Origin of the sequence: Methylopila henanensis (assembly GCF_042681025.1) — a bacterium.
GTDB classification, from domain to species: domain Bacteria; phylum Pseudomonadota; class Alphaproteobacteria; order Rhizobiales; family Methylopilaceae; genus Methylopila; species Methylopila henanensis.
In genome coordinates this window covers 52,740-64,414 of the sequence record NZ_JBHUER010000013.1, presented here as the reverse complement: position 1 = coordinate 64,414, position 11,675 = coordinate 52,740, and the positions used below count along the sequence as shown (strand labels likewise).

The 11,675-nt window shown below is 73.5% G+C and carries 13 protein-coding genes; 6 read left to right on the top strand and 7 right to left on the bottom strand.

The features are described from left to right. Window positions 1–25 precede the first annotated feature (25 nt). From ACFSCV_RS18220 to ACFSCV_RS18210, 3 genes are all read right to left on the bottom strand, one after another. The gene (locus ACFSCV_RS18220; protein WP_378800997.1) at window positions 26–415 is read right to left on the bottom strand and encodes a hypothetical protein; all 390 of its coding nucleotides are present in this window, start codon (window positions 413–415) and stop codon (window positions 26–28) included. 103 nt (window positions 416–518) lie between these two features. Then, a complete protein-coding gene (locus tag ACFSCV_RS18215; protein WP_378800996.1) occupies window positions 519–1,898 on the bottom strand; it encodes an amidase in 1,380 nt (459 codons plus the stop codon). Next, complete coding sequence (locus ACFSCV_RS18210) at window positions 1,895–2,107, bottom strand: hypothetical protein (RefSeq protein ID WP_378800995.1); 213 nt, start codon at window positions 2,105–2,107, stop codon at window positions 1,895–1,897. Before ACFSCV_RS18210 ends, ACFSCV_RS18215 begins: the two co-directional genes overlap by 4 nt. Before the next feature lie 118 nt (window positions 2,108–2,225). On the opposite strand from ACFSCV_RS18210, the gene ACFSCV_RS18205 reads away from it, so the two are divergent. The 4 genes from ACFSCV_RS18205 to cobJ all read left to right on the top strand — a co-directional run bounded on the left by ACFSCV_RS18205 (window position 2,226) and on the right by cobJ (window position 6,554). Further along, complete coding sequence (locus ACFSCV_RS18205; protein WP_378800994.1) at window positions 2,226–3,479, top strand: hypothetical protein; 1,254 nt, start codon at window positions 2,226–2,228, stop codon at window positions 3,477–3,479. 83 nt (window positions 3,480–3,562) lie between these two features. Then, entirely contained in the window at window positions 3,563–4,186 is a 624-nt protein-coding gene (locus ACFSCV_RS18200; RefSeq protein WP_378800993.1) for a precorrin-8X methylmutase, read from the top strand. Next, a complete protein-coding gene (locus ACFSCV_RS18195; RefSeq protein ID WP_378800992.1) occupies window positions 4,183–4,908 on the top strand; it encodes a precorrin-2 C(20)-methyltransferase in 726 nt (241 codons plus the stop codon). The genes ACFSCV_RS18200 and ACFSCV_RS18195 overlap by 4 nt, the downstream gene beginning before the upstream one ends. After that, the gene (gene cobJ, locus ACFSCV_RS18190; RefSeq protein ID WP_378800991.1) at window positions 4,905–6,554 is read left to right on the top strand and encodes a precorrin-3B C(17)-methyltransferase; all 1,650 of its coding nucleotides are present in this window, start codon (window positions 4,905–4,907) and stop codon (window positions 6,552–6,554) included. Before ACFSCV_RS18195 ends, cobJ begins: the two co-directional genes overlap by 4 nt. A gap of 136 nt (window positions 6,555–6,690) precedes the next feature. Here the strand turns inward: cobJ and ACFSCV_RS18185 are convergent, their stop codons facing one another. Beyond that, on the bottom strand, window positions 6,691–7,443 hold the full coding sequence (locus ACFSCV_RS18185) for an alpha/beta fold hydrolase (RefSeq protein WP_378800990.1): 753 nt from the start codon (window positions 7,441–7,443) through the stop codon (window positions 6,691–6,693). A gap of 153 nt (window positions 7,444–7,596) precedes the next feature. On the opposite strand from ACFSCV_RS18185, the gene ACFSCV_RS18180 reads away from it, so the two are divergent. Both ACFSCV_RS18180 and ACFSCV_RS18175 read left to right on the top strand, forming a co-directional pair. Next, window positions 7,597–7,845, top strand: coding sequence for a zinc-finger domain-containing protein (locus ACFSCV_RS18180; RefSeq protein WP_271201040.1), 249 nt, complete (start codon window positions 7,597–7,599; stop codon window positions 7,843–7,845). A gap of 7 nt (window positions 7,846–7,852) precedes the next feature. Continuing rightward, the gene (locus tag ACFSCV_RS18175; protein ID WP_378800988.1) at window positions 7,853–8,998 is read left to right on the top strand and encodes an FAD-dependent monooxygenase; all 1,146 of its coding nucleotides are present in this window, start codon (window positions 7,853–7,855) and stop codon (window positions 8,996–8,998) included. Between the two features lie 9 nt (window positions 8,999–9,007). On the opposite strand, the gene ACFSCV_RS18170 is transcribed toward ACFSCV_RS18175, so the two are convergent. The 3 genes from ACFSCV_RS18170 to ACFSCV_RS18160 all read right to left on the bottom strand — a co-directional run bounded on the left by ACFSCV_RS18170 (window position 9,008) and on the right by ACFSCV_RS18160 (window position 11,595). Then, on the bottom strand, window positions 9,008–10,063 hold the full coding sequence (locus ACFSCV_RS18170) for a glycosyl transferase family 90 (RefSeq protein WP_378800987.1): 1,056 nt from the start codon (window positions 10,061–10,063) through the stop codon (window positions 9,008–9,010). Window positions 10,064–10,174: 111 nt separating this feature from the next. Continuing rightward, complete coding sequence (locus tag ACFSCV_RS18165; protein ID WP_378800986.1) at window positions 10,175–11,164, bottom strand: DUF808 domain-containing protein; 990 nt, start codon at window positions 11,162–11,164, stop codon at window positions 10,175–10,177. Beyond that, window positions 11,161–11,595, bottom strand: a complete 435-nt coding sequence (locus tag ACFSCV_RS18160) for a Ros/MucR family transcriptional regulator (protein WP_378800985.1) — start codon at window positions 11,593–11,595, stop codon at window positions 11,161–11,163. Before ACFSCV_RS18160 ends, ACFSCV_RS18165 begins: the two co-directional genes overlap by 4 nt. Between the last annotated feature and the right edge of the window lie 80 nt (window positions 11,596–11,675).

The following is an 11,675-nucleotide window of genomic DNA, read 5'->3' as shown; positions in this document are numbered from 1 at the left end:
TTTCAAACGCCTGCTAGGCCGTCGGTCAGAACCAGCTGCGGCGGCCGCCGCGCTCGTACCAGCGGCGGTCCTCTTCGCGCTGGGTCGCGTAGACGATCGCGGCCACGATGCCGACGCCGAGCGCGAGGCCCGCGAGCGAGAGGCCGGGATTGCTCTGCACCACGCGGCCGGCGCGGCGGCCGTAATAGACCGCGGTGTCGGCCGCATCCTGCAGCGCCTCGACGCCGTCGTCGTACAGGGTGTGCGAGCCGGACCCGAACGACTTGGCGGCCGCGCGGGCGCTCTTGCGGGCGGTGCGGGCCCGCTCCGCGGCGAGCGTCGACACGCGATCGCTGAGATCGGCGATGGTGTCGCGAAGCGCGGCGAGCTGGTCGCCCGCGTCTCCGGCGAGGTTGCTCACTCTCCGATCGGCCATGACCTGAAACCTCTTGAAACTGTTTCGACGAGCGGAAAACCCGCTTTCACGCCGTACAACGCTGCGGCGCGGCGCCGGTTCCCGCGGATCGCGCAGTTTCGAGTCAGGCCGGCTCGGGCGGCCGCTTCAGGTGATGATCGGTCGCGCCCTGGAACGCCGCGCCGAGCGTCAGCAGCGCGTCGTCGCCGTAAGGCCGGCCGATGAGCTGGACGCCGATCGGCAGCCCGGCGTCGGAGAACCCGGCGGGGATCGCGAGCGACGGCAGGCCGAGATAGTTCACGCCGCGCATGAAGGTGGAGACCGCCGCGATGATCGGGTCGACCCGGTCGCCGACGTCGGTCTCGGCGATCGTCGGCGCCGCGAAGCGCGCGGTCGGGGTGACCACCGCGTCGCAGGCCGCCATGGCGGTGAGCTGCGCCGCGAGGGCGGGGCCGCGGAACCGCAGGGCGTCCACATACTGCACCGCCGAATAGCCGAAGCCGTTCTCGAGGCGCGCCCGCGTCTGGTCGCCGTAAAGCTCGGGGCTCCGCCGCAGGCCGTTGCGGTGGAGCGCGGCGGCCTCGGAGGCCAGCACGATCAGCGCGGCGCCGGCGATGCGCGCCTGGTCCGGCAGGTCCACCTCGACGATCCGCACGCCTTCGGACCGGAAGGCCGCGATGGCGGCCTCGAACGCGCGGGCGACGTCCGGCTCGAGGCCGTCCACATAGAACGCCTTCGGCACGCCGATCGTCATCTCGGAGGCGGCGCGCGGGTCGGGCGTCCACCGCCCCCCGGTCTCGGGATCGCGCGGATCGGGACCCGCGAGGATCGGCATGAGCAGGCGCAGGTCCTCGGCCGAGCGCGCCAGCGGGCCGATCGTGTCGAGGCTGTGCGACAGCGGCATGCAGCCGGCGCGGCTGACGAGGCCGAAGGTGGTCTTGAGCCCCGTGACGCCGCAGAAATGCGCCGGCAGCCGCACCGAGCCGCCGGTGTCCGAGCCGAGCGCCGCGAAGGTCAGCCCGGCCGCCACCGCGACGCCGGAGCCCGACGACGAGCCGCCGGTGACATGCGCCGGGTTCCACGGGTTGCGGCAGTGGCCGTAATGCGAATTGTGGCCGGTGACGCCATAGGCGAACTCGACCATCTGCAGCGCGCCGAGACGGAAGGCGCCCGCGCCCGACAGACGCTCCAGCACGGTCGCGGTCTCGGGCGCGACCCAGTCCCGGCGCAGCGCCGAGCCGCAGGTGGAGACCTTGCCCGCCTCGTAGAACATGTCCTTGTGGGCGAGCGGCACGCCGTGGAGCGGGCCGGCCGGCTCCGAGGCGTCGGCGGCGTCGGCGCGCGCGAGCGCCGCCTCCTCGTCCAGCGGCAGGAAGGCGTTGACGACCGGCTGCCAGCGCCGGATGCGCGCGATCAGCGCCTCGGTCGCCTCGCGCGACGACAGCTTGCGGGCGCGGATCGCGGCGGCGGCCTCGCCGAGCGAGAGCAGGGCGGGATCGCTCATCGCGCGCCGTCCGCGATGGAGGCCCGGATCAGCACCGCGCCGACGACCGAGTCGTCGAGCTCGAGGCCGTCCTGGAAGTCGCCCGCCGCCGCCGTCACGCCGCCGACCGAGCGCGCGATCCGCGCGGCGCGGTCGAGGTCGACGGACAGTCCGCCGAGCGCCGCCGCGCCCTGCGCGGTCTCGGGCGTGGGAGGCGTGGACGGCGGCATGGGGTGCTCCTCGAATGTCAGGCGATGAGGCCACGACCTTAGTCGAAAGCCTCGACCTGAGCGACGCGCCCCGTCGCCGCGACTTGCAATCGGGGCCTGCGCGCGCGACGACAGCGCGATGGCGGAATGTCCGGGCGTCCTGCACATGGCGGAGATGGCGGACGGCGGGCTGGCGCGGGTGCGCGCGCCCGGCGGACGCCTGAGCGCGGCGCAGGCCCGCGCGATCGCCCGCCTCGCGTCGCGGCTGGGCTCGGGCGTGATAGACCTCACCAACCGCGCCAACCTGCAAATCCGCGGCCTGCCCTTGAGCGCCGGCGCGGAGCTCAGCCGCGCGCTCGCCGATCTGAGCCTGTTCGTCGACGGCCCCGCCGACCGCCGCCGCAACGTGTTGCTCGACCCGCTCTCGGGCTGCGACCCTGTCGAGCGCGCCGACCTCATGCACCTCGCTCAGGCGCTCGACCGGGGTCTCGTCGCCGCGCCCTGGATCGGCGGCCTGTCGCCGAAATTCGCGTTCGCGCTCGACGGCGGCGGCCGCGCCGGCGTCGCGGCGGTCGCCTCGGACGTCGCGCTGCTCGCGCTTGGGGAAGACTTGCTCGCGATCGCCGTCGCCGGGCGGCCGCTCGATCTGGCTCTCTCCGCGGGCTCGGCGGTCGCGGCCGCGCTGTCGATCGCGGAAGCCGCGGCCGCGATCGGCCCCGACGCGCGGGCGCGCGACCTTGACGCCGCAGCGCTGTCGGCCGCCCTTGTCGGCCGTGGCCTCGCGACGCCCGCCCCTGCCCCGGACTGGCCGCGCGCGCTCGATCCGGTCTTCGGAGTCGTCGCGAGCGGCCACGGCCGCGCAGCCTGCGTCGTCCCGGTCGCGGTCGGCCGGCTCGCCCCGGCCGCGCTGTCGCTGCTGGCCGACCTGTCCGAGCGCTACGGGCGCGGCGAGCTCGCGCTCGCGCCCTGGTCGGCGATCGTCCTGCCGAGCGTCGCCGGGGAGGACGCGCCGAAGGTGTTCGCGGCGGCGGAAGCCGCAGGCCTGCCGCCGGTCGCGGTGGCGGAGCGGCTCGCGGTCGTCGCCTGCGCCGGAGCGCCCGCCTGCGTCCGGGCGCGGGAGCCCGCGAAGGCGCTCGCGCTCGCGCTGGTCGCGGCGGCGACGGCGCGGCCGGACGCCCTGCCGCGGGAGCGGCGCAGCCTGCACATCTCCGCCTGCCCCAAGGGCTGCGCAGGCGCGGCCGCCTCCGACCTGCTGCTGCTGGGCGCCGGCGACCGCCCCGGATTCGGCGTCCACGCCGACGCCGCGCCGCGCCGCGCCGGCCCCGAGCGCGGCCGGCTGGAGCGGGCGGAGCCGGAGGCGCTTCTGGCGCTGCTCCGCGACGGAATCCGGTGACGCCGGCGTCGTGCGACCAAGATCGCCTTGCCAGCCGCCGGTCCCCCCGTCACAAGGCTGTCGCTGAGGCCGACGGGGGACGCATGGACTACGAGAAGGACGGCGCGGAGATCTACCGCCGCTCGTTCGCGACGATCCGGGCGGAGGCCGACCTTTCCGGCCTGCCGGACGACGTCGCGGGAGCGGTGGTGCGGATGATCCACGCCAGCGGCATGACCGACCTGCCCGCCGACGTCCGGTTCGATCCCGCGGTGGTCGCGGCCGGCCGCGCCGCGCTCGCCGCCGGCGCGCCGATCCTGTGCGACGCCAAGATGGTGGCGTCCGGCGTCACGCGATCGCGCCTGCCCGCCGACAACGCCGTGCTCTGCCTGCTCGACGACCCGCGCACGCCCCCCCTCGCCCGCGACCTCGGCACCACGCGCTCGGCGGCCGCCGTCGAGCTGTGGCGCGACCGGATCGAGGGCGCGGTGGTCGCGGTCGGCAACGCGCCGACCACGCTGTTCCACCTGCTGGAGCGGCTCGACGCCGGCTGGCCGAAGCCCGCCGCCATCATCGGGCTTCCCGTCGGCTTCATCGGGGCTGCGGAATCGAAGGCCGAGCTCGCGCGCGACCCGCGCGGCGTCCCCTTCCTCACGCTGCTCGGCCGCCGCGGCGGCAGCGCCATGGCGGTCGCGGCCCTGAACGCGATCGCGGACCCGAAGGAATGACCGTGGGCAAACTCTCCGGCGTCGGCGTCGGGCCGGGCGATCCCGAGCTGCTGACGCTGAAGGCGCTCAGGCTGATCCAGGAGGCGGACGTCGTCGCCTACCCCGCCGCCAAGGCCGGGAACGGCGTCGCGCTGTCGGCGGCCCGGCCGCATCTGCGCGCCGATCAGGAGCTGCTGCCGCTGGTCTATCCCGTGACCGCGAGCCCCGAGGCCGACCTGCCCTCCTACCCGCAGGTAATGCGCGACTTCTACGACGCCACCGCGGAGGAGATCGCGGCGAAGCTCGACGCCGGCCGCAACGTCTGCGTGCTGTGCGAGGGCGATCCGTTCTTCTACGGCTCGTTCATCTACTGGCACGCGCGGCTGAAGGACCGGTACGAGACCACGGTCGCGCCGGGCGTGTCGTCGATCATGGCCGGCCCCGCGGCGCTCGGCGTGCCGCTGGTGCTGCGCCGCGACACCGTTACGGTCATCCCCGGCACGCTGCCGGCGGAGGAGCTGACGCGCCGGCTCGCGGGCGCCGACGCCGCCGTGGTGATGAAGCTCGGCCGAACCTTCGCCAAGGTGCGCGCGGCGCTCGAGGCGGCCGGGGTGCTCGACCGCGCCTGGTACGTCGAGCGCGCGAGCCAGGACCGCGAGCGCACGCTGCGCGCGGCGGACGTGGACCCGGCGACCGCGCCTTATTTCTCGATCATCGTCCTGCCCGGCCGCGAGATCCCGTGAGCCGCCCGATCGTCTTCGCCTTCAACGCCGCCGGCGCCGGAACCGCGGCGCGGGTGGCGGCCGCGACCGGCGGCGAGAGCTCGGGGCTCGCCGGGCGGGTCGACGGGCTCGACGGCCGCTTCGACGACGCCGCGGCCGCGGTCGCGGAGGCGTTCCGCGCCGGGCGGCCGGTGATCGGCGTCTGCGCGGCCGGCATCCTGATCCGCCTGATCGCGCCGCTGCTGCGCGACAAGCATGCGGAGCCGCCGGTGCTCGCGATTTCCGACGACGGCTCCTCGGTCGTGCCGCTGCTTGGCGGCCTCGCCGGGGCGGACGTGCTGGCGCGGACGATCGCGGGCGCGCTCGGCGGACGCGCCGCGATCACCGGCGCCGGAGCGCGCCGCTTCGGCGTGGTGCTGGAATCGCCGCCGGACGGCTGGACGCTGGCCAATCCGGAGGACGCCAAGTCCGTGACCTCGGCGCTGCTGTCCGGCGACAGCGCGCGCCTCGAGGGCGAGGCGCCCTGGCTCGCGGCCTCCGACCTGCCCCTCGGCCCGGACGGCGCGGTGGTCCTGCGCGCCTCGGTCGAGGCCGGCCCGCCGCCGCCGGGCGGCCTGCTGTTCCACCCACGCGCCCTGATCGCCGAGTTCGACCGGCCCGACGTCGAGATGCTGGACGCCTTCGACCGCGCGCTGGACGCGCTGGGGCTTGCGCCCGAAGCGCTCGCCTTCGCCACCGCCCCCGAGGGCGCGCCGATCCACCACGGCTTCGTAGACGAGCTCAACCGCCGCCGCTTCCCGCTCCGCATCGTCGAGCAGCGGCTCGCCGACGACGATGTCGTCCATGGCGAGCCGGGCTTCCGCATCCATCGCCGCGCCGAGCCCGCGTCGCCGGACGAGACCGGCCGCGCCGCCGGCCGCGTCACCGTGATCGGCCTCGGCCCCGGCCCGCGCGGCTGGCTGTCGCCGGAGGCCGCGGCCGCGCTCGACCGCGCCACCGACCTCGTCGGCTACGAGCCCTATCTCGACATGGCGCCGGAGCGGCCGGGGCAGCGCCGGCACGGCTCCGACAATCGTGTGGAGCTTGAGCGCGCGCAGGCCGCGCTGACGCTCGCAGCTCAAGGGCGCGAGGTGGCGGTGCTGTCCTCCGGCGACGCCGGCGTGTTCGGCATGGCGGCCGCGGTGATGGAGGCGCTCGACGGCGAGCCCGCCCGCTGGCCCTCGGTCGCGGTCGAGGTGACGCCGGGCATCTCGGCGATGCAGGCGGCGGCGGCGCGGCTCGGCGCCCCGCTCGGCCACGATTTCGCGGTGATCTCGCTGTCGGACTACCTGAAGCCCTGGGACGCGATCGCCCGCAGGCTCGCCGCCGCGGCCGAGGCCGACCTCGCGCTCGCGCTCTACAATCCGGCGTCGAAATCCCGCCGCGAGCAGATCGTCGACGCCATCGCGATTCTTCGCGCGCGGAAGGCCCCCGAAACCGTGGTCGCGCTCGCCCGCAGCATCGGCCGCGACGGCGAGGCGACCACCGTCACCACGCTCGGCGCGCTCGATCCGGACATGATCGACATGCGCACGCTGATCGTCGTCGGCTCGTCCCGCACCCGCGCCTTCGCCCGCTCCGACGGCCGGGTGTGGGTCTACACGCCACGGAGCTACCGAGAGTCTTAGGGCGGGCGGCGGTTTGCAGCGGGCGCCGGAAACGCCGCGTCATGGTCCGGCTCGACCGGACCATCCATCTACGACGCCGAGCTCTGCGTCGCCGATGGGTCCTCCGGTCAAGCCGGAGGATGACGAGGAGCTTGGGTCACGGCCTGTTCGACAGGAACTCCAGCACGCCGGCCTTGTAGACCTTGTCGCCCACCGCGCGGTTGTGGTCGCGGCGCGGGATTTCGAGCACCTCGGAGCCGGGAATGAGCTGCGCCAGCGCGTGCGGATCGCCGGCCACATCGTCCTCCGTGCCGACCGCGATCAGCGTCGGGACCGTGATCGTCCCAAGCTTCTTCGGCTCGACCAGCGCGCGCTGCATGCGCATGCAGGCCGCGAGCGCGCGGCGGTCGGCGCCGGTCGCCTCGGCGAAGCGGCGGAACATCTTGGCGGTCGGGTTGACGATGTCGTCGACGCTGTCGGCGAGCAGGCCCTCCGTGATCTCCTCCGCCGAAGGCGCGCCGCGCAGCAGGCCCTCGCCCATGCCGCCGATGATGGCGCTGCGCAGCCGCTGGGCTGCGTTGATCGCGAGCAGCGCGGTGACGCGGCCGCCCATGGAGTAGCCCATCACGTCGGCGCGGGGGACGTCGAGATGGTCCAGCAGCCGGAGCGCGTCCTCGGCCATAAGGTCGGAGCCGTAGAAGGCGGGGTCGTAGAGCTTCTGGCTCGCGCCGTGGCCGCGGTTGTCGATCGCGATCACGCGGCGGCCGTCGGCCTTCAGCACGTCGAACCAGCCCGGCCCGACCCAGTTCACGTCGATGTTCGAGGCGAAGCCGTGGATCAGCAGGATCGGGTCGCCCTCCCCTTCGTCGCGGTAGGCGAGTTCGATTCCGTCGGAGAGGAAGGTCGGCATGCGGGCTCCGGTCGCGGGACGTCGTCTGATCGGCTTGAGGCGGCGACCCTATCCGCCGACGGCCTGCGACGAAAGACGTCAGCGGCGCTTGTCGGGAACAGCCAAACCGCCTAAGCCGGAGCCATCCGCACGACCCTCTCGAGGACCCGCGCCATGGCCGACCACGGAACGCCGCACTTCGCCAACGACGCCGGCGTCAGCGTCATCCACATCGGCGCGAGGGAGTTCCAGTGCATCGGCGCGACGCCGCCCTACGACCACCCGCACGTGTTCCTCGACATGGGCTCGGACGTCGAGATCATCTGCCCGTACTGCTCGACGCTCTACCGCTTCCGCGCCGACCTGCACGCCGACCAGTCGGATCCGGCGGCGTGCCTCTGGCGGGCGCCCGCCGCCGCCTGAGCGGCGGATGGCCCCCCCGGTCCTCGTCGCGGGCGCCGGAATAGGCGGCCTGACGCTCGCGCTCGCGCTCGCGCGCCGCGGCGCCCCCTCGGAGATTTTCGAACGCGCCGCCGTCCTCGACGAAATCGGCGCCGGCGTCCAGCTCGCCCCCAACGCCAGCCGCGCGCTCGACGCGCTCGGGCTCGGGCCGGCGCTCGACGCCGTCGCGGTGCGGCCCGAAGGCGTGTTCGTCGTCGACGCGCCGCGCGGACGCCGCCTGAAGGAAATCCCGCTCGGCCTCCGCGCCGAACGGCGCTGGGGCGCGCCCTACCGCGTCGTCCACCGCGCCGATCTTCAGGCGGTCCTGCTCGCCGCCGTCCTCGCCGAACCGTCCGCGACCATCACGCTCGGCGCGACCGTGACCGCGGCGGAAGAGACCGCCGACGGGGCCGCGCTCGTCTTCGACCGGGACGGCGCTCCGGACCGACGCGAGGGCGCCGTCGTCGTCGGCGCGGACGGGCTGCGGTCGGTCGTCCGGGACGCGGTGAAGCTCCCCAGAGCCGTGCGCGAGACCGGCCTCGTCGCCGCGCGCGCGATCGTTCCCGCGGCGGCGCTGCCGGAGGCCTTTCCCGTCAGCCATGTCAGCGTCTGGCTCGGTCCGGGCGCGCATATGGTGGTCTATCCCGTGCGCGGGGGGCGGGAGGCCAACGTGGTGCTCATCGGCGCGGTCGGCGACGCCGCGCCGGACGCGCGGGTCGCGCGCTGGGCGGAGCCCGCCCGCGCGCTGGTCGCGGCGGCGGACCGCTGGACCGACTGGCCGCTGTTCGACCGCGCCCCCGCGCCGCGCCTGCGGCGGGGCCGCGTCGCGCTGATCGGCGACGCCGCCCACGCCACCCTGCCCTCGCTCGGACAGGGCGCGGCCTTCGCCATCGAGGACGCCGTCGTGCTCGCCCGCCTGATCGCGGCCGGCGGGCCGGACCCGCTCGCGGCCTACGAGACGGCGCGGATCATGCGCGCGATGCGCCTGCCGGAAGCCTCGCGGCGCCAGATCGCGATCGACCACATGGGCGGCCTCGCGGCGCGGGCGCGCAACCTCGCGCTCGCAGCCGCCCCGACGGGCGCCCTGCTCGGCGGTCTGGACTGGATCTACGGCTGGCGCGACGCGGAGGGGTGAGGCGCGGCCTCAGGCCTTCTCCCACCGCACGTTGAGCGCCTCGAACGAGCGCACGCCGAGGCCGGGCGACACTTTGAACTTGATCCGCTCGAGATACATCTCGAACAGCTTGGTCTGCAGCGCCTTCTCCTGCGCGTCGTCCTCGAACTGGCGCATATAAGCGTTGGCCTCGTCGAGAATGCTCTCGCAGAGATCGGGGTTCTCGTTTGCGAGCTCGAACTTCTCCCTGAGATCGGAGAAATCCTTCTTCACCGGGATGAAGTGCTTCCACGGCTCGAGCTTCTCTTCCATGAGCCAGCTCGAGATGGTCGGCTTCGGCATCATCACGACCGAACGCGAGGTCAGCGCCCATTTCAGCCCGGTCGCGACGTCCTTGCCCTCGGGCACGAGGATGTACTTCGACTTCAGCTGCTCGGCGATCGACACCGGCGGCTTGCGGTACTTCTGCACCGCGCCGGTCGGCAGGTAGCCCGACTTCGGGTTGTCGAACTGGCGCGTCGTCTTGGTCAGGCCGACGTCCACCCAGTCCTCGTTCGCGAGCGCCCAGTCCAGCACCAGGTTGAAGCGCGCGGACTGGTAGTCGCTGTGGCGGGACTTCGGATCCGCGTACCAGTGCCCGGAGCTGACGCCGCGCCAGACCACCCGCTTCGCCTTCTCCGCGAACGGCATGTCGTTCGCTTTGACCTCGTCGAAGTCCGCCTGCGACCAGTGCCGGTTGGTGTTGAGCTTGAGGATGATCGAATTGCCGTACGAGCCGACCGGCCGCGTCTTGGCGAAGCTCGGCAGGATCGTGTTCGCCGTGACGTCGCCATGCTTCAGCAGGAACGCCACTTTCCGGCCGGCGAACTGGTCGACGATCGGCGCGATCTGGTCGAAATAGTTCAGGAACAGCCAGCCGTCGTGCTGGCCGAACTTCTTCGGGATGTAACGTTCCCGCTCGGTTTCGGCCACGCGCGTCAGGTAGGTCGGCGCCAGGATGCCGGCGGCCCAGTCCGTGATGCGGTAAACTGCGCGGTCGGTCTTGGCCAGGGCGCCGGCATAGAACGCCAACCGATCAATCGCCATTCCGCGCCTCGCTTCTCAACCACAGTCCGACACCCGCCCGGCCACCGCGCGGCGGGCACCTCATAATCCGTCCGCGCGAGCGGATCAATTTGACGTCGTCCCGCGTCGCTCTCACGCCTTGCGCCCGAACAGGCCGAGCACGGCTCCGGCGAGCGGCGCCAGCACCTTCCCCGCGATCGGGATGAGCGCGAGGCCGACCGCGAGGCCGACCACGCCCGCGCCCGCCGCGCCGACGATCCACTCGACCGCGCCGCCGAGCGCCGGGACCGCGCGACCGGCCGCGGCCGCCCAGTCGTGGACCAGGTGGGCCGGCCCGCCGAGCCCATACTCTTCGAGGCCGTGGAGCAGGATGCCGCCGCCGACCCAGATCATCGCCGCGGTGCCGACGATCGCGAGCAGCTTGAGGAAGACCGGCATGCCCTTCACCAGCCCGCGGCCGATCGCGCGGCCGGCCGCGCCGAGCGCCGTCGGCGACGTCCGGCTCGCGAGCGCGACGCCGAGGTCGTCCGCCTTCACGATCAGGGCCACGACGCCGTAGACGCCGACCGTGACGGCGATGCCAACAACCGCCAGCACCACCGCCTGGCTCACCAGGCCGCTGTCCGGCAGCGTGGCGAGCGTGATCGCCATGATCTCGGCCGAGAGTATGAAATCGGTCTTGATCGCGCCCGCGACCCTTTGCTCCTCAAGCGCGGCGGCGTCGGCGGTCCCGGCGGCCTCAGCCTCATGCGCGTGCGCGGCGTGCGGAAACACGGCCTCGAACACCTTCTCGGCGCCCTCGTAGCAGAGATAGGCGCCGCCCAGCATCAGCAGCGGGGTGATCAGCCACGGCGCGAAGAAGCTCAGCGCCAGCGCCGCGGGCGTCAGGAACAGCAGCTTGTTCTTGAGCGAGCCCCAGGCGATCCGGGCGATGATCGGCAGCTCGCGCTCGGGCTTGAAGCCAACCACGTAGCGCGGCGTGACCGCGGCGTCGTCGATCACCACGCCGGCGGCCTTGGCGCCGGCCTTGGCCGCCTGTCCCGCCACGTCGTCGATCGACGCGGCGGCGACCTTCGCGATCGCCGCGACGTCGTCGAGGAGCGCGAGAAGCCCGACGCTCACGCAGCAGCCTTGCGGCCGCGCTTCGGAGCGGCGTCGGAGCGGACGCGGCCGAGCCCCGCCTTCTTGGCGAGCTCGGACCGCGCGGCGGCGTAGTTCGGCGCGACCATGGGATAGTCGGCCGGCAGGCCCCATTTGGCGCGGTAGTCCTCGGGGCTCATGTCGTACCGCGTGCGCAGGTGCCGCTTCAGCGACTTGAACGGCTTGCCGTCCTCCAGACAGACCACGTAGTCGGGCGTGACTGACCTGCGGATCGGCACGGCGGGCTTCAGCTCGACGACCGGCGCTTCGGTCGTTCCGGCCGCAACCGCCGCCAGCGCGTCGTGCACCGTCCTGATGAGCGCGGGCAATTCCGCCGCCGGCACCGAATTGTTGCTGACATAAGCGCCGACGATGTCAGCCGCGAGCGTAACGAAACCCGAATCTGCGCTCATTTGCTACGCGCTCCGTTGCCAAGTCTCTTCATTGCAGCGCGTCGAACGCGAAAAGCAAGGCGGTAATGGACGCGCTTCGT